The organism is Lactobacillus sp. (assembly GCF_014803895.1).
Window position 1 is genome coordinate 1 of the sequence record NZ_JAAVAU010000013.1, and the last position, 16,728, is coordinate 16,728.

A 16,728-nucleotide genomic window follows, 5' to 3' on the forward strand; every position below is an offset into this window, starting at 1 on the left:
AGTGAAGCTAAATCAGAAGCAGATGATGCAGCAAATGGAGAAGACACAGCAAGTCAAGCCAGTGAAGATGCATCAAACGCTGCAATTAGTTCAACAGCAGTAGACTCCTATGAACAAGCCGCAAGCAGTGCGGCAAGTGCAGCCGGAAGCTACAGTACAGGAGCAAGTGAAAGCTCAAGTTCAGCAGCAAGTTCAGCAAAAGATGCACAAAGTGCAGCAGAAGATGTAGCAAGCTTAGCAAGTGAATATCCAAATAACACAGTTGTAGCAAGTGCAGCAAGTGCAGCCAGCTCAGCCGCAAGTAGTGCAACAAGTGCAGCAGCCAAGGCAAGTAGTGCAGCGACTGTAGCAAGCAGTGCAGCTAACGATGCGGTAAAACAACACGACAAGGCAAGTTCAGAAGATGCAGTTGCATCCAGTGCCGCATCAGCAGCAAATAGTGCTGCAAGTGAGGCAGATAGTTACGCCAAGGCTGGTAATACAAGTGCAGCGCAAAGTGCCGCATCAGTAGCAAGTGCCGCAAGTGAAGCCGCAAAGAGTGCAGAAAGTGCCGCAAGCGAAGCAGCAAGTCAAGCAATCGTAGATGAAGGAATTGCTAAGAAAGCTTCAGAAGATGCAGCGAGTGCAGCCGCAGATGCCGCAAACTTTGATGATGCGGCAAACAAGGCCAAGAGCGAAGCAGAAGACAACTTGAAGCAAGGTAGCGGTTCAACAAGCGAAGCAGGTAGTGCCTCAAGTGCAGCTGATTCAAGTGCAGTTAAGACTAGTGAATATGCAAGTCAAGCAAGCAGTTCAGCAAGTTTAGCAGGTAATGATAGTAGTGCCGCAAGCACAAGTACCGACGAAGCAAGCAGCTCAGCAAGTGCCGCTAGTGATACAGCAAGTGAAGTCAAATCAATGGCAGATGCACGACCAAATAATGATTTGGTATCAAGTGCCGCAACCAAGGCAAGCAGTGCAGCCAGCGTAGCAAGTAGTGCAGCAAATACTGCAAGTAGTGCAAGCGAAGCAGCAAGCAATGCGGCAAGCTCAGCTAGTGATGAATACGCTAAGGCAAGTGAAGCAGATTCAGTAGCTAAGAGTGCAGCATCAGAAGCAAGTGCAGCTAAGAGTGCAGCAGAAAGTGCAGCCGCAGCAGGTGATACAAGTGCCGCAAGTAGTGCAGCCAGCGCAGCAAGCAACGCAGCGAGTGCAGCTAAGAGTGCAGAAAGTGCAGCTAGTGACGCAGCCAAGGCCGCAAGTGAAGCAGAATCAGTAGCAAGCAGTGCGGCAAGCGTAGCAAGTGAAATGGCTAAGATCGCCAGTGAAGCAAATAAAACTGTAAGTGAAGCTAAATCAGAAGCAGATGATGCAGCAAATGGAGAAGACACAGCAAGTCAAGCCAGTGAAGATGCATCAAACGCTGCAATTAGTTCAACAGCAGTAGACTCCTATGAACAGGCCGCAAGTAGTGCCGCAAGTGCCGCTGGCAGCTACAGTCATAATGCTTCTGAAAGTTCTAGCGAAGCTTCAAGTTCTGCAAGTCATGCAAGTGATGTTGCCAGTGAAGTAGCTTCAATGGCAAGTGAGCATCCAAGTAATACAGTTGTATCTAGTGCAGCCAAGGCAGCTAGTGAAGCTGCAAGTAGCGCAACAAGTGCTGCAGAAGTAGCAAGTAGCGCAGCTAGTGTGGCAAGCAGTGTTGCGAGCGATGCGGTAGACCAACACGCCAAGGCAAGTGAAGCAGATTCTATTGCATCCAGTGCCGCAAGTGTTGCAAATAGTGCTGCAAGTGAGGCTGATAGTTACGCCAAGGCTGGTAATGCAAGTGCCGCAGAAAGCTTAGCTAGTGTAGCAAGTCAAGCTAGTTCTGCAGCTAAGAGTGCAGAAGCCATTGCATCAAGTGCCGCAAGTCAGGCAATAGAAGATGAAAAGAAAGCATCAGATGCTGCAAGTACAGCTAAGAGTGCAGCTTCAGATGCCGCAAACTTTGATGATGAAGCAACTAAGGCTAAGAGCGAAGCAGAAGATAACTTGAAACAAGGTAGCGACTCTGCAAATAGTGCAAGTAGTGCAGCTAGTGATGCAAGTACTTCAGTAACGCAAACAAGTTCATATGCAAGTGTAGCAAGTAGTGCTGCAGATACTGCAAATTCAGAAACCAGTGAGGCATCAGACTCTACGAGTTCAGCCTCAAGTTCTGCAAGTCACGCAAGTGATGTAGCCAGCGAAGTAGCTTCAATGGCTAGCGAACATTCTGATAACTCATTAGTTTCAAGTGCAGCCGAAAAGGCATCCAGTGCAGCCAGCGTAGCAAGCAGTGCTGAAACTGAAGCCTCAAGTGCTACAAGCGCTGCATCAAGTGCCGCAAGTTTAGCTAGTGATGAATTTGATCAAGCTAGTGAAGCAGATTCAATAGCTAAGAGCGCAGCTAGCGAAGCAGACAAGGCTAAGAGTGAGGCAGAAAGCGCAGCAGCTGCTGGTGACATGAGCGCAGCAAGTAGCGCATCCAGTGCTGCAAGTAGTGCAGCCAGTGTGGCTAAGAGTGCAGAAAGTACTGCAAGTGCAGCAGCATCTATTGCTCAAAGTTATGCAAGTGTGGCTTCAAGTGGAGCAAGCGTAGCTAGTGAAATGGCTAAGATTGCAAGTGAAGCAGATGATACAGTAAATGAAGCTAAGAGCGAAGCACAAGACGCTATCAACGGTGAAAGTGCTGCAGACGAAGCAAGTAGTGCGGCTTCAGATGCAGATACTGCTTCAACAGCAGTTCAGTCATACGAACAGTCAGCAAGCAGTGCCGCAAGTGAAGCAGATAGTTATACTGATAATGCTTCAGAGAGTTCTAGCGAAGCTTCAAGTACTGCAAGTCACGCAAGTGATGTAGCCAGCGAAGTAGCTTCAATGGCGAGTGAATACCCAACTAACTCTCTAGTTTCAAGTGCTGCTAAAGCCGCAAGTAGTGCTGCAAGTGCAGCCCAAAGCGCTTCTACTGTAGCTTCAAGTGCTGCAGATGTAGCTTCAAATGCTACAAATGATGCGCTTACCCAACATGAAGCTGCAAGTTCAGCAGATCAAGTCGCAAGCAGTGCCGCAAGTGTTGCAAATAGTGCCGCAAGTGCAGCAGATAGCTACGCAAAGGCAGGAAATACAAGTGCAGCTCAAAGTGCAGCTGCGGTAGCAAGTCAAGCCAGTGTTGCAGCATCCAGTGCCGCAAGTGCAGCATCAAGCGCAGCAAGTCAAGCAATTGAAGATGAAAAGATAGCTTCAAGTGCTGCAAGCGTAGCATCTAGTGCAGCCCAAGATGCTGTAAACTTTGATGAAGCCGCAAGTACAGCTAAGAATGAAGCAGAAGCTGCAATTATTGATGAAGATAATGCAGATACAGCTAAAGATCATGCAAGCTCTGCTGCTTCAGTTAAAACTAGTGAATACGCAAGTGAGGCAAGCAGCGCCGCAAGTGCTACAGGAAGTTATGGTACTAAGACTAGCGAATCTGCAAGTCAAGCTTCATCAGTTGCACAACAAGCTAACAGTGTTTCTAATGATGTCACATCAATGGCAAATACTCATCCAACTAATAGTTTGGTAGCAAGTGCAGCAGCTAAAGCAAGCAGTGCCGCAAGCGTAGCAAGTAGCGCCGCAAGTTTAGCAACTAGTGCCGCTTCAACTGCAACCAGTGCAGAAAACGATGCAAGTACAGCAACTACAATTGCTAAGCAAGCAGATGCTAAGGCTAAATCTGCTGCTGACTTAGCTAATAGTTATGCTGAAGTTGCCGTAAGTGCAGCTGCCGCTGGTAACCATGCAGTAGCAAGTAGTGCCGCAAGTGCAGCTGTTGATGCATACGCTACAGCTAAGAATGCTGAATCTGAAGCTAAGAGTGCTGCCGATCGCGCTATTTCTGATGAGGCCCTTGCTGCAGAGTTAGCTGATCTTGCACAAAATGCTGGTTTAGAATTTATTGCTGCTAACGGAATTGTTTCTGAAGCTAAGAGTGAAGCCCAAAGTGCTATTGATGGTGAAAATGCCGCAAGTCAAGCAAGTGAAGAAGCTAAGAGTGCGAGTGTAGCATCAGCTGATGTTCATTCATATGAACAAGCTGCAAGTAGTGCTGCAAATGGTACAGATGGTTACAGTAGTGAAGCAAGTGAATCTGTAGAGCAAGCTTCTTCAACTGCTAACCTTGCCACTAGCGTGGCTGACGAAGTAGCATCAATGGCTGATGCTTACCCAACTAATCCTACTGTAGTAAGTGCTGCCAGCGTGGCAAGCAGTGCTGCAAGTGCAGCATCTAGTGCAGCCAGTGTGGCAACCAGTGCAGGAAATGTAGCTTCAAGTGCAGCTAATGATGCGGTAGACCAACACGCTAAGGCTAGTGAAGCAGATGCAATTGCTAAGAGTGCAGCTGATGTAGCTAATAGCGCTGCAGCTGCAGCAGATAGCTATGCTAAGGCAGGTAATACTAGTGCGGCAGAAGGTCTTGCAAGTTTAGCAAGTGCCGCAAGCGATGCTGCTAAGAGTGCTGAAGCAGTAGCATCAACTGCTGCAAGTCAAGCAGCTCTTGATGAAGAAATTGCTAAGAGTGCAGCTAGTGTAGCCGCAAGCGCAGCAAATGCTGAAATGGAATTTGCTAAAGTAGCAAGTGCCGCTAAGAGTGAGGCTGAAAATAGCTTATACCAAACTAGCGATACACCTAGTCAAGCAAGTAGTGCTGCTTCTCAAGCAAGTTCAAGTGCAAGCAGCGCAGCTTCCTCTGCTACAAGCTCACATGCTTCTAAAGCAGTGAAGCCAAGTGTTAAGCATGTTCAAACTACTTTAGGTACACTTCCAGATGCAAGTGAAAGTATTCAAAACTTACCTAAGGGTGCTACTGTAAAATGGATTAAGGAACCAAATGTTTCTACATTAGGAGTACACACAGGTGTAGTAGAAATTACTTATGCTGATGGACATACTGAAACAAGAACTGTTGAAGTAGTGGTTCGTCCACGTGCAACTAATATGCCTGATGAAGGTCGTACAAGTCGCTCAGCTACCCGTACAGCTTCAAGACATCGTTATGGCAATGCAAATGAGCGTCGTATTCAATGGCTTAAAGATCATGGTTATGAAAATGATAGTCAAAACGCTAAAGAGAGTGATAAGCAATTACCACAAACTGGTGCAAGCCAATTAGACAATATGGCAACAATCTTAGGATTAGCCTTAGCAAGTCTAGGATTCATCTTTGGATTGGCAGACATCAAAAAACGGAAGAAGGACTAATTTTAGTTCAAAAATGAAGGGAAGTACTTTTTAGTACTTCTCTTTTTTTTTGTACTTGACGAATCTTGTCTAGGTGGTATAATACAATAGTTGAGAACAAGAAGAAGCACCCGCTTCTCGCCTAAGTTAAAACAAGAAGGACCTCTGGGCTAATCGATAATATCTGTTGATTAAAGGCGGGCGTTACTTTTGCCCGTCTTTTTCTTGTCCTCGAAATTAACGTGGAGGTGAATACCCATACCAAGAAATATGATTTTAAACGAAGATATCCGTGCTCGTGAAGTTCGTTTGATTGGTGCAGATGGCCAACAAGTTGGTGTTGTATCTAAGCAAGAAGCTTTACGTGCAGCTGCTGATGCTGACATGGATTTGGTTCTTATTTCTCCAAATGCTAAGCCACCTGTTGCTCGTGTAATGGATTACGGTAAGTACCGCTTCGAACAACAAAAGAAAGCTAAAGAGAATCGTAAAAATCAAAAGGTAATTGCAGTTAAGGAAATTCGTTTAAGTCCAACAATCGAAGGAAATGACTTTGACACAAAGTTAAAGCATGTTCGTAAATTCTTAACTAAAGGCGCTAAAGTTAGAGTTTCTATTCGCTTTAGAGGCCGTGCTATCACTCACAAAGAATTAGGTAAGCAAGTTTTAGAGAAGATGGCTGATGAAGCTAGCGACTTATCTAAGGTAATTACTAAGCCTAAGATGGAAGGCCGTTCTATGTTCTTGATGCTTGCTCCTTTGAGTGAAAAAGAAAAGAAGCAAAAGAAATAGTTAATTGGAGGAATAGATATGCCAAAGCAAAAGACACACCGCGCTTCCGCAAAGCGTTTTAAGAGAACTGCTAATGGTGGTTTAAAGCGTCATCACGCTTACACTGGTCACCGTTTCCACGGTAAGACTAAGAAACAACGTCGTCATTTGAGAAAAGCTGCAATGGTTTCAGCAAGTGATATGAAGCGCATCAAACAGATGCTTTCCCAAATGCGTTAATTTTAGAAAGACTTTTTGAGGAGGAATTTTAGATGCCAAGAACTAAAGGTGGAACCGTAACACGTGCACGTCGTAAGAAGCTTTTGAAGTTAGCCAAGGGTTACCGTGGCTCAAAGCACGTTCAATTTAAAGCAGCAAGTACTCAAATCTTCGTATCACGTAAGTATGCTTTCCGTGACCGTAAGAAGCGTAAGAGTGAATTCAGAAGATTATGGATCGCTCGTATCAACGCAGCTGCAAGACAAAATGGTCTTTCATACAGCAAGTTAATGCACGGTCTTAAGGTTGCAGGTGTTGACATGAACCGTAAGATGTTAGCTGACCTTGCTTACAACGATGAAAAGGCATTTGCTGATTTAGCAGAAACTGCTAAGAAAGCTTTAGCATAAGCCAAATATTAAAAATTAAGACTTCAGATTAAATTCTGAAGTCTTTTTTTGTACTTAGATAAATTATGATAATTTTATGAGAGATTTTGACGACTTTTTATTTTTAATATATAATTAATGCTGACTCTGTTATTAAAAGTTAAGGAGAGTGTTTTTTATTTAATGGATAAGAAGAAAAATATGGACACGGCGTTCTTCGGTCAGCCTCGAGGTCTATCCACTTTATTCTTCACTGAAATGTGGGAACGTTTTAGTTACTACGGAATGCGGGCAATCCTGCTATTCTACATGTATTATGCAGTAACTAAGGGTGGTTTAGGCATGAACCAAACTACCGCAGCCTCAGTGATGTCGATTTACGGCTCATTGGTTTACCTTTCAAGTGTTGTTGGTGGTTGGCTTTCTGACCGTGTTTGGGGACCAAGACGAACTGTTTTTATCGGTGGTGTCTTGATTATGATTGGTCATATGGTTTTAGCTGTTCCCTGGGGTGAAGCAGCTCTATATGCTTCCATTGCCTTAATTGTTGCTGGTACTGGTTTACTTAAGCCTAATGTATCTGATATGGTTGGTGGTTTATATTCAGAGAATGACCGCCGTCGAGATGCAGGATTCAGTTTATTTGTATTTGGTATTAACTTAGGTTCAGCAATTGCGCCAATCTTAGTACCTTGGGCATCAGATGGATTTGGGATGCATTTGTTTGGCAATACCACTAACTTCCATGCTGGATTCGCATTAGCAGCGATTGGTATGTTCTTTGGACTTTTACAATATTATTTTGGTGGTAAGAAGTACCTTTCTAATGCAAGTTTACTTCCAACTGATCCAATCGATAAAAAAGATTTAAATGCAATTATTAAGAAGGTTGTAATTGCCGTTGTAGTTGTAATTCTCTTGCTTGCAGCTATGGCAGCCTTTGGTCAATTGACTATTGACAACATTGTTAACTTGTTGACAATCCTAGCAATCGCAATTCCAATTTACTACTTCGTAATTATGCTTCGTAGTAAGAAAGTTACTAAGGTTGAAAAGTCTCGTGTAACTGCATATATTCCTTTATTTATCGCAGCCGCAATTTTCTGGGGAATTGAAGAATCAGGTTCTGTTGTTTTAGCATTATTTGCTCAAGAAAGAACTGTACTTCACATTGGTGGCTGGCATTTCCAAGCCGCTAACTTCCAAACTTTGAACCCATTATTTATTATGATTTTAACGCCATTCTTTGTTTGGCTATGGGAACACTGGAAGAACCAACCAAGTTCTCCTAAGAAGTTTGCTGCTGGTTTAGTTTTTGCTGGACTTTCTTATGCATGGATGGCTATTCCTGGTATCTTATTCGGTACTAGTGGTCGTGTAAGTCCACTTTGGTTAGTAGGTTCATGGTTTATTGTGGAAATTGCTGAAATGCTTATTTCTCCAATTGGTTTATCAGTTACTACTAAGCTTGCACCTAAGGCCTACAAGTCTCAGATGATGAGTATGTGGTTCTTAGCCGATGCTGCTGGTCAAGCTGTGAACGCCCAAATTGTTAAGTACTATTCAACTGCTACTGAAGTTCCATATTTCTTAGCTGTCGGTGTAGTAAGTATCATATTTGGTATTATTTTATTCGCTATGTCCAAGAAGATTTTCAGTCTAATGGACGGTGTACATTAATAAATAATTTTCAAAATATCGTTAAAAATTAATTTTTAACGATATTTTTTGTTAATATTTTTAATACTCCTTAATTTTTGATAATATATATATGATATAAATTTGGAGACGATGTAATGTTATTTAGACCCCGATATACAATTGATACAATTTATAATCTTGATCCTAAGCAGCTTAATAAGATGGGAATAAAGGCCATATTTTCTGATTTAGATAATACTTTGTTGGCCTGGAATAAAGCAGATACAGCTGTAGAAATGGATCAATTGAATAAAAAATTAGCCAAGGCTGGTATCAAGCTAGTTGTAATTTCTAATAATAATGCTGAAAGAATTGGTAAAGTACTTAATCCTTATCATATTCAATTTATTGCTAAGGCTCGTAAACCTTTACCAATCGGTATTAATAAAGAACTTAAGATTTTAAAGCTTAATAAGAATCAGGTTTTAATGGTCGGTGACCAATTGATTACTGATATTCAAGCAGGTAATCTGGCTGGTGTTGGTACAGTTTTAGTTAAACCATTAGTAGAAACTGATAAATGGAATACAAGAATAAATCGTTTCTTTGAAAAATTTATCTTTTTCTTTTTAGGCTTAAAAAAGCCGGTAACTTTTAAGGAGAAACTTGAACAAAATGGATGAAGAAATTAAATGTATTGGCTGTGGTAGTACACTTCAAAGTGAAGATCCAACAAAGTCTGGATATTTACCGAAAAGTGCTTTAGAAAAAGCAATTAAGAATGAAGATAGTGATGTTTACTGTCAACGTTGTTTCCGTTTGCGTCACTATAATGAAATTATGCCTGTTGAGGAAAATAACGACGACTTTTTAGCACTACTTAACTCAATCGGTGAGAAGAATGCCTTAGTGGTTAATGTTGTCGATCTTTTTGACTTTAGTAACTCTCTTATCCCAGCTCTTAAACGTTTCATTGGTGGTAATGAATATGTTCTTGTTGGTAATAAAGTTGACCTTTTCCCTAAGAACACTAAGGAAAGCAAGGTTAAAGATTGGATGCGTCAAGAATCTAACCGCAATGGTTTACAACCAGAAAAGATTTTCTTAGTTAGTGCAGCCAAGAAACGTAATTTAGATGAGTTGATTGATTTCTTAGCTAAAAAGGGAAAAAAGAAGGATATTTACTTCGTTGGTACCACTAATGTTGGTAAATCTACTTTAATTAATGCCATTATTAGTGCTCGTAGTGAATTAAAGGATGTTATTACTACTTCTAAATTCCCAGGTACAACTTTAGATGCAATCAAGATTCCACTTTCTGATGGTCATTATTTGATTGACACACCGGGGATTATGAGCAAGAACCAGCTGGCAAGTCATTTAACTGGTAAGGAATTAGAGATGGTTGAGCCTAAAAAGCCATTAAAGCCAGCTACTTACCAATTACAACCTGGTCAAACTTTATTTTTAGCAGGATTGGGTCGATTTGACTTTTTAGAAGGTGAACCTTCAGGTGTAACAGTTTATGCTGCACGTGATTTATATATTCACCGAACTAAATTAGAAAATGCAGATGCATTTTATGAAAAGCATAAGGATGACTTACTCTTACCACCAAGTCCAAAAGACGATTTAGGACCAATGAAAGGTCAAACTTTTGCTACTAAAGATAAAAGTGACATCTTATTTGGTGGGGTAGGTTTTATTACTGTACCAAAAGATCTTGTTGTTAAAGCTTATACTCCAGATGGAATTGGATTAGGAATTAGAAGAGCTCTGATTTAAAATGCAATTTATTGTAAATGAAAAGCCAGAAGTAAAGTTTGAACCAACTTCTGCCTCCAAGTTAAGAATTGGGATTATGGGTGGAACTTTCAATCCAGTTCATATTGCTCACTTGTTAATGGCAGAACAAGTTCGAAAACAATTAGACTTAGATGAAATTTGGTTTATTCCTAATAATGTGCCTCCCCATAAGGAAATGACAGGTAATGTAAGTGCTAGAGATCGGGTAAATATGCTCGAATTAGCTACCCGTACGAATCCGCACTTTAGAGTCATGCTTTTTGAAATTATGCGTGGAGGAGTTTCATATACGGTTGATACTTTACGATATTTGAAGCGTCGTGCACCGCGTAATCAATATTATTTGATTATGGGTGGGGATGAAGTGAATGATTTTGAAAAATGGAAGGAACCAGAGACAATATCTCTCTTAGCCACTTTAGTAGGGGTTAGAAGACCAAATTATCCTCAAAATCCTAAATATCCAATGATTTGGGTTGATATGCCTAATTTGGATATTAGTTCATCGCGAATTCGTCAAAATATCGCTACAGGACAATCTATCCGCTATTTGGTTCCAGAAGAAGTAAGATTATATATCGAGCAAAGAGGCTTATATCTTGGAGAACATCGAGTTTAAAAATACTTATTCACCACTTTCTAGTGAAGAAATTGTTGCTAAAGAAAAAGCTAATATGGATGAAAAAAGATTCAAGCACTGTATTGGGGTGAGTGAAACTAGTCGCAAATTAGCTCGTTTAAATAATTACGATGAAGAGAAGGCTGCTTTAGCTGGTTTTATCCATGATTATGCTAAGCAGGTGGCACCAGAACGTTTTATTGAAGTAATCAAGACGCAGGGATTTGATTCTGATTTATTGAATTATAATCGGGCCATCTGGCATGGTATTGTTGGAGCTTATTTTATTGAACATGAATTAAAGATTACTGATCCAGAGATTTTGACCGCTATTAGACGTCATACAACTGGGGATGTAGAAATGACTACATTAGATAAGATTGTCTTTGTGGCAGATTTTATTGAACCTGGAAGAGATTTTCCTGGAGTACAGGAAGCTCGAGAGGTTGCTTTTGCAAACTTAGACGAGGGAGTAGCTTTTGAACTAGCTCATACCTTGGAATTTTTAATAAAAAATAGACAAAAAATTTATCCTAAAACTCTAGCTGCTTATAACCAATGGGCAGTTAAGCGTAAATAATTGAAAGGAAAAAGAATGTTAGAAAGTAAAAAATTATTAGATTTAACTATTGAAGCAATCGATGAACGTCATGGTGAAGATACTGAAGCTTATGATATGCAAGGCGTAAGTATTTTATCTGATTACTACGTAGTAACTACTGCTGGTTCTAATAGACAATTACATGCTATTGCTAATAGCATTATTGATAAAATTCACGAAAGTGGTAATGAAGACTACCGTATTGAAGGTAGTAAAGATTCTAACTGGTTATTGTTGGATATGGGTGATGTTGTAGCTAATATTTTTACTGAAGAAGCTCGTGAATTTTATGGCCTTGAAAAGCTTTGGAGTAATGGTAAAAAGCTTGAATTAAACTTAGAAGACTAGGAGAAGATTATGGGTGTTGTTGGGATCGTAGCTGAATATAATCCCTTTCATAGTGGTCATGAGTTTTTACTCAATCAAGCGCGTCTAGTTGCTGGAAATGATCCAATTATCGTCATGATGTCTGGTAACTATGTTCAACGTGGACAGATGGCAATTATGGATAAGTGGAGTAGAGCCAAGGCCGCTTTGGCATCCGGCGCTGACTTAGTATTCGAGTTACCTTTTTCGTTTGCTGTTCAACCAGCAGATATTTTTGCGGGTGGAAGTGTTAAGCTCTTACATGATCTAGGTGCACAAGATTTAGTTTTTGGAGTAGAAGATGCTAATTTGAATTTTTCATATTTAGCCCAGAAGATTTCACAAATTCCACAAGGTCGTTTTGATTTTAAAGATTATACTCAAACTTACGCTACCCAATATAATCAGATGGTAGCGAGTGAAGTAGGTCATGAAGTCAATCAGCCTAATTTGATGCTAGCAATTGCCTATGCTGTGGCTAGTCAATCATTAGAAAATCCTTTAAACCTTCATCCGATTCATCGGATTGGAAGTGGACATGATGATATCTTAATGCGTGAAAATATTGTTTCTTCTGCCACTTCAATTAGAAACTATATCTTACATCATCAAGATGGTGATTTAAGTGCCTTAAAAAATATCGTTCCTAAGCAGGAATTATTGCAATTAGAAAAGCAAAAAGTTTATCCAAACTGGAACTTATTGTATAAATTCCTTAAATATCGCATCGAGAGTTCCAGTGTAGAAGAATTACGAAAAATTTATCAAATGAGCGAAGGACTTGAATATAAAATGAAGGAAGAAATTCATGAAGCCTTTGATTTTACTGATTTTCTTCGTCGAATTAAGTCAAAGCGTTATACATATGCTCGCTTACGTCGCTTGTGTTTGTATACTTTGTTAAATATACAGTCAGATGAACTTTTTGCTTCGTTTGATAATATTTCTACCATGCTTTTAGGGTACAGTACACGTGGTCGTAATTATTTAAAAAAGATGCGTAAAGATTTTGAAGTTCCCGTAATTTCTAAAGTTGATAAAAAGGGTGCTAGTTCAGGAACTTTAGCCCTACAAGTAAAAACTGATCGTTTATTTGAACAAGTGATGGGAGTAGATCAAAATTTTGGTCGTTTCCCAATTGAGGTGAAAAATGCTTAATTATTCTTATTCACAAATAAAAAATAGTAGAAATCCTTTAACTCACATTGATAGTGATGTTGAATTAAGTCCAGAATTTTTTGAACGTAGCAAGGAACTTTTAAATAAAGCAGAAAATGTCCATGTATCTGGTGACTTTTTCTACCAAGAACCATTTGTTACTGGTAGCTTTACGGTAGAAGCTGATGTGGAAGCACCTTCTACTCGTAGTTTAAAGCCTGTAAAATTACACCAAGATTTTACTTTTACTGAAAATTATTCAGATGTTAAACCAACTCAAGAACAACTTGAAGAAGAAGAAACAATTATCAAAGTAGAAAATGATTTGATTGATCTTCAAACTGCAGTTGAAGATAATTTATTGTTAAGTTTGCCTTCCGTAATCTTAACTGAAGATGAAAAAGAAAATGGCGATTTCCCTGCCGGAAATGAATGGCGAGTTGTTTCTGAAAAAGAATATCAAGAAGAAAAATCTGACCAAGAGAATCCAGCATTCGCAAAATTAAAAGATTTATTCAAGGATCAAGATAAAAATTAAATAGTGCTTGCATTGGCGATTTTTTAAAATTAAAATTAAATTATTAATAAAAAATTCCGATTCATAGCTGATGAATTGCCAATAAAATTAGAAGGTAGTGAAATAACTGGTATGAGTAAAATTTTGATTGTTGAGGATGAAAAAAGCTTAGCTCGATTTGTAGAATTAGAGCTTCAACATGAGAATTATGAAACTGAAGTTGAAAGTGATGGTCGTAAGGCTTTAGATTTAGCATTAAAAGAAGACTTTGATGCTATCTTATTGGACTTAATGTTGCCTAATTTAAATGGGTTAGAAATTGCACGTCGCGTACGTCAAGTAAAGACTACACCAATTATCATGATGACTGCGCGTGATTCAGTGATTGATCGTGTTTCAGGACTTGATCATGGTGCAGATGACTATATTGTTAAGCCTTTTGCAATTGAAGAACTCTTGGCTCGTCTACGTGCTGTTTTGCGTCGAGTTCAAATTGAAAAGAAATCTATGGGTGAGACTATGGGGGTACAAAAGGTAGTACATTTCAATGATTTAACCATTGAAACCGCTAACCGTATTGTTCACCGTGGTGATAAGCAAGTAGATTTGACTAAGCGTGAATACAACTTATTGATGACTTTAATTGAAAATAAGAACAATGTTGTAACGCGTGAACAATTGCTTAATACTATCTGGGGTCCAGAATCAAAGATTGAAACTAATGTTGTCGAAGTTTATGTACGTTACTTGCGTAATAAGATCGATGTTCCTGGGCGCCCATCTTATATCAAGACTGTTCGTGGTACTGGTTACATGGTCAGAACAGATGAAAACGATGAGCATCGTGAAGAAATCGAATAAAAAAGAAAAGAAAGAGACTAAGAAATCGTCATTAACTTTTAAATGGGTCAGCATAGTTGCTGCGACGATTACAGTCTCTTTTGTAATATTTTCGATAGCAATTTATTCTTTAATTCGACAACAACTGATTCAAAATGATCAAAGTAATACTCAAGAAATAGTCAGTACCTTTCAAAAAAGATTAGTTGGGATTCCTGAAAAATTACAAATTTCTAACGTGGTTCCTCAGTTATCTCCCAATACTAGTCGTATCTTAGAGAATAGCCCAGTTACAAGTAGTAGTGAAACTAGCGTTTTTAATGATGAAGTTTTAGCTACTCTGGCTAATCGAGATACAAGTATTACAATTTATGATACAAGTGGTGATATTGTTTTTAGTAATGGGAACAATATTTCTGAACGAATGCCCAAAATTACGGCTAATAATGTTCATAAGTTAGTTTATACTTCTAGTGGTTTACACTTAGATATTTACCAAAAGATTTATTCTGATCGTACTCATAAGCTCACAGGATATTTGGTAGTTGATAATTCAATGACCCAAACTAATAAAGTTTTACATACTATTCGTTGGTGGATGGTCATTTTATCATTTCTTGCCATAGTTATCTTTATTATTCTGTCTTATTTAGTAGTTAATAGCGTCGTCAAACCAATTAAAAAGATGTCAAAGATCTCGCATAAAATTAATGCCGACCCTAATAGTCAGGAGCGAATTCCTGATTTAAATCGTACAGATGAATTAGGGGAGTTGGCAAATAGTTTTAATCAAATGCTTGATCGAATGCAGGCATATATTCAACAACAAAAGCAGTTTGTTGGGGATGTTTCTCATGAATTGCGAACACCTGTTGCAGTTATTCAGGGTCACATGAGTTTGTTACAACGCTGGGGTAAGGATGATCCAAAAGTTTTGGATGAATCAATCGAATCCTCACTTCAAGAAGCTAATAGAATGAAGCATTTGATTCAAGAAATGCTTGATTTAACTCGTGCTGAGCAAATTGATATCCAATTCCCGAATGAGGTAACAGAAGTTAATGGTGTATTAAAACGTACAGTAGATAATATGCAAATGATTCATCCTGATTTTAGAATTAGTTATGATGACGCGGATCTTAAACCCCATTGTTTCATTAAAATGTATAGCAATCATTTAGAGCAGGTATTGATCATTTTGATGGATAATGCAATTAAGTATTCTAAGGATCGGAAAGAAATCCTAGTAGATGCTGCTAATGATCAAGATAGTGTGATTATCACTGTACAAGATTTTGGTGAAGGGATTGCAGCAGAAGAGCAGAAGAAAATTTTTAATCGCTTCTACCGTGTTGATAAAGCTCGTACTCGCGAAAAAGGTGGGAATGGTTTAGGTTTATCAATTGCTCAAAAATTAGTTGAAAGTTATCATGGTAAAATTGGTGTAACTTCACAACTTGGTTCAGGTAGTAAGTTTAAAATTGAATTTCCACTTCTAAAGGAAGATAACAAAAAATCTAAAAATGATAAATAAAAAATTCCTGGTAACAGATTTGATAATTTTAATCTGCTATCAGGAATTTTTTTTGCTATTTTTTATTGTTAGGCTTTTTTTGCTTTCCAGCATTACGTTGACGTAAGTCTTGATTTAATTGCTTCTGTTTAATGGAAGTCTTAGAACTGTTGTCACCTTTACCTAAAATATTGTTAATAACTTCTGGAGTTACAACTTGCTTAAGTGGACGTTCTTGTAATTCAGCAGCTACATCTTTTTTAACCTTAGGCATAATAATGAAGGTTGTAATTAATTGTTGGATTACAATTACGACACCACCGGCCATGAAGTAAAGGGCTAAAGCACCAGAATATGAAATAGAAATAAAGAAAGTCATTGCTGGACTTAAAAATAAAGTCATGCGCATAGTTTTCTTTTGTTCTTCTGGTAAGCCAATCATTGAAAGGTAACCTTGAAGAAGGTAAAGTGCTGTGGCAATGACGGTGAAGACAATGGATCTTTGACTAAGTGAGATACCAAAGAAAGTTGAATGAGCCAAAGTAGATGAATAAGCTACCGCTTGATAAATACCGGCCATAATTGGCAATTGGATAAGCAAAGGAAGACATCCCATTCCACCCGTCATGGAAAGATTATTTTCACGGTAAATCTTCATTTGAAGTTGGCTAATTTCCATTTGTTGTGATTGAGTAATCCCAGGAGTCTTCAAAGCTTTTTGGATCAACTTTATTTGTGGTTGCAATTTTTGCATTTTTTCTTGTTGAGTTGTCATTTTTCTTTGAGAAATTAATCTCAATGGCATAACAATAAACTGTACCACTAAAGTAATAATACTGATTGCCCAACCAGCTCCATTTGCACCACCAATTTTTTGGCTAACTGTGATCATAATATTTTGAAGTGGACGACCAAAAATATTATAAATCCAACCATATGGACCGCTAGAAGGTGGTTGTAAAGCACCAGAACTAGTTCTGCTAGCACAAGCAGTTAAGAAGATAGCCATAACTGCTAAAAGTCCTGCTAATTTTAAGTATTTTGATTTTTTCATTCTTAAATTAA

Annotated in this window: 15 protein-coding genes and 1 other annotated feature; of the genes, 14 read left to right on the top strand and 1 reads right to left on the bottom strand. The window is 38.9% G+C overall.

Annotated elements, in window-relative coordinates:
* The 14 genes from HDR40_RS04875 to HDR40_RS04940 all read left to right on the top strand — a co-directional run.
* On the top strand, positions 1-5,244 hold a 5,244-nt coding region (locus HDR40_RS04875; RefSeq protein WP_290627092.1), incomplete at its 5' end, for a Rib/alpha-like domain-containing protein.
* Positions 5,245-5,336: 92 nt separating this feature from the next.
* Positions 5,337-5,455: a sequence feature (ribosomal protein L20 leader region), on the top strand.
* Positions 5,456-5,493: 38 nt separating this feature from the next.
* The gene (infC, locus tag HDR40_RS04880; RefSeq protein ID WP_290627094.1) at positions 5,494-6,015 is read left to right on the top strand and encodes a translation initiation factor IF-3; all 522 of its coding nucleotides are present in this window, start codon (positions 5,494-5,496) and stop codon (positions 6,013-6,015) included.
* An 18-nt stretch (positions 6,016-6,033) separates the two neighbouring features.
* Complete coding sequence (rpmI, locus tag HDR40_RS04885) at positions 6,034-6,234, top strand: 50S ribosomal protein L35 (protein WP_209685054.1); 201 nt, start codon at positions 6,034-6,036, stop codon at positions 6,232-6,234.
* Positions 6,235-6,266: 32 nt separating this feature from the next.
* The gene (gene rplT / locus HDR40_RS04890) at positions 6,267-6,623 is read left to right on the top strand and encodes a 50S ribosomal protein L20 (protein ID WP_290627099.1); all 357 of its coding nucleotides are present in this window, start codon (positions 6,267-6,269) and stop codon (positions 6,621-6,623) included.
* Between the two features lie 162 nt (positions 6,624-6,785).
* Entirely contained in the window at positions 6,786-8,282 is a 1,497-nt protein-coding gene (locus HDR40_RS04895; protein ID WP_290627101.1) for a peptide MFS transporter, read from the top strand.
* Positions 8,283-8,398: 116 nt separating this feature from the next.
* On the top strand, positions 8,399-8,926 hold the full coding sequence (locus HDR40_RS04900) for a YqeG family HAD IIIA-type phosphatase (protein WP_290627103.1): 528 nt from the start codon (positions 8,399-8,401) through the stop codon (positions 8,924-8,926).
* Positions 8,919-10,028: a ribosome biogenesis GTPase YqeH gene (gene yqeH, locus HDR40_RS04905; RefSeq protein WP_290627105.1), complete on the top strand. Its 1,110-nt coding sequence runs from the start codon at positions 8,919-8,921 to the stop codon at positions 10,026-10,028. The genes HDR40_RS04900 and yqeH overlap by 8 nt, the downstream gene beginning before the upstream one ends.
* A gap of 1 nt (position 10,029) precedes the next feature.
* A complete protein-coding gene (locus HDR40_RS04910; protein ID WP_290627107.1) occupies positions 10,030-10,668 on the top strand; it encodes a nicotinate-nucleotide adenylyltransferase in 639 nt (212 codons plus the stop codon).
* Positions 10,649-11,248 (top strand): bis(5'-nucleosyl)-tetraphosphatase (symmetrical) YqeK, encoded by a 600-nt coding sequence (yqeK, locus tag HDR40_RS04915; RefSeq protein WP_290627108.1) that lies wholly within the window; start codon positions 10,649-10,651, stop codon positions 11,246-11,248. The genes HDR40_RS04910 and yqeK overlap by 20 nt, the downstream gene beginning before the upstream one ends.
* A 15-nt stretch (positions 11,249-11,263) precedes the next feature.
* Positions 11,264-11,617, top strand: coding sequence for a ribosome silencing factor (gene rsfS / locus HDR40_RS04920; protein ID WP_290627110.1), 354 nt, complete (start codon positions 11,264-11,266; stop codon positions 11,615-11,617).
* Between the two features lie 9 nt (positions 11,618-11,626).
* Positions 11,627-12,793: a nucleotidyltransferase gene (locus HDR40_RS04925; RefSeq protein ID WP_290627112.1), complete on the top strand. Its 1,167-nt coding sequence runs from the start codon at positions 11,627-11,629 to the stop codon at positions 12,791-12,793.
* On the top strand, positions 12,786-13,331 hold the full coding sequence (locus HDR40_RS04930; RefSeq protein WP_290627114.1) for a DUF177 domain-containing protein: 546 nt from the start codon (positions 12,786-12,788) through the stop codon (positions 13,329-13,331). Before HDR40_RS04925 ends, HDR40_RS04930 begins: the two co-directional genes overlap by 8 nt.
* A 111-nt stretch (positions 13,332-13,442) precedes the next feature.
* Positions 13,443-14,171 (top strand): response regulator transcription factor, encoded by a 729-nt coding sequence (locus HDR40_RS04935; protein ID WP_290627193.1) that lies wholly within the window; start codon positions 13,443-13,445, stop codon positions 14,169-14,171.
* Entirely contained in the window at positions 14,146-15,684 is a 1,539-nt protein-coding gene (locus HDR40_RS04940) for a HAMP domain-containing histidine kinase (RefSeq protein ID WP_290627195.1), read from the top strand. Before HDR40_RS04935 ends, HDR40_RS04940 begins: the two co-directional genes overlap by 26 nt.
* A 55-nt stretch (positions 15,685-15,739) precedes the next feature.
* On the opposite strand, the gene yidC is transcribed toward HDR40_RS04940, so the two are convergent.
* Entirely contained in the window at positions 15,740-16,717 is a 978-nt protein-coding gene (gene yidC, locus HDR40_RS04945) for a membrane protein insertase YidC (RefSeq protein WP_290627116.1), read from the bottom strand.
* Positions 16,718-16,728 lie beyond the last annotated feature (11 nt).

What these genes read in the sequence shown, in the direction of transcription:
- infC (WP_290627094.1), top strand. Translation starts at nt 5,494, where the DNA reads ATGATTTTAAACGAAGATATCCGTGCTCGTGAAGTTCGTTTGATTGGT.
- rpmI (WP_209685054.1), top strand. Translation starts at nt 6,034, where the DNA reads ATGCCAAAGCAAAAGACACACCGCGCTTCCGCAAAGCGTTTTAAGAGA.
- rplT (WP_290627099.1), top strand. Translation starts at nt 6,267, where the DNA reads ATGCCAAGAACTAAAGGTGGAACCGTAACACGTGCACGTCGTAAGAAG.
- HDR40_RS04895 (WP_290627101.1), top strand. Translation starts at nt 6,786, where the DNA reads ATGGATAAGAAGAAAAATATGGACACGGCGTTCTTCGGTCAGCCTCGA.
- HDR40_RS04900 (WP_290627103.1), top strand. Translation starts at nt 8,399, where the DNA reads ATGTTATTTAGACCCCGATATACAATTGATACAATTTATAATCTTGAT.
- yqeH (WP_290627105.1), top strand. Translation starts at nt 8,919, where the DNA reads ATGGATGAAGAAATTAAATGTATTGGCTGTGGTAGTACACTTCAAAGT.
- HDR40_RS04910 (WP_290627107.1), top strand. Translation starts at nt 10,030, where the DNA reads ATGCAATTTATTGTAAATGAAAAGCCAGAAGTAAAGTTTGAACCAACT.
- rsfS (WP_290627110.1), top strand. Translation starts at nt 11,264, where the DNA reads ATGTTAGAAAGTAAAAAATTATTAGATTTAACTATTGAAGCAATCGAT.
- HDR40_RS04925 (WP_290627112.1), top strand. Translation starts at nt 11,627, where the DNA reads ATGGGTGTTGTTGGGATCGTAGCTGAATATAATCCCTTTCATAGTGGT.
- HDR40_RS04930 (WP_290627114.1), top strand. Translation starts at nt 12,786, where the DNA reads ATGCTTAATTATTCTTATTCACAAATAAAAAATAGTAGAAATCCTTTA.
- HDR40_RS04935 (WP_290627193.1), top strand. Translation starts at nt 13,443, where the DNA reads ATGAGTAAAATTTTGATTGTTGAGGATGAAAAAAGCTTAGCTCGATTT.
- HDR40_RS04940 (WP_290627195.1), top strand. Translation starts at nt 14,146, where the DNA reads ATGAGCATCGTGAAGAAATCGAATAAAAAAGAAAAGAAAGAGACTAAG.
- yidC (WP_290627116.1), bottom strand. Translation starts at nt 16,717, where the DNA reads ATGAAAAAATCAAAATACTTAAAATTAGCAGGACTTTTAGCAGTTATG.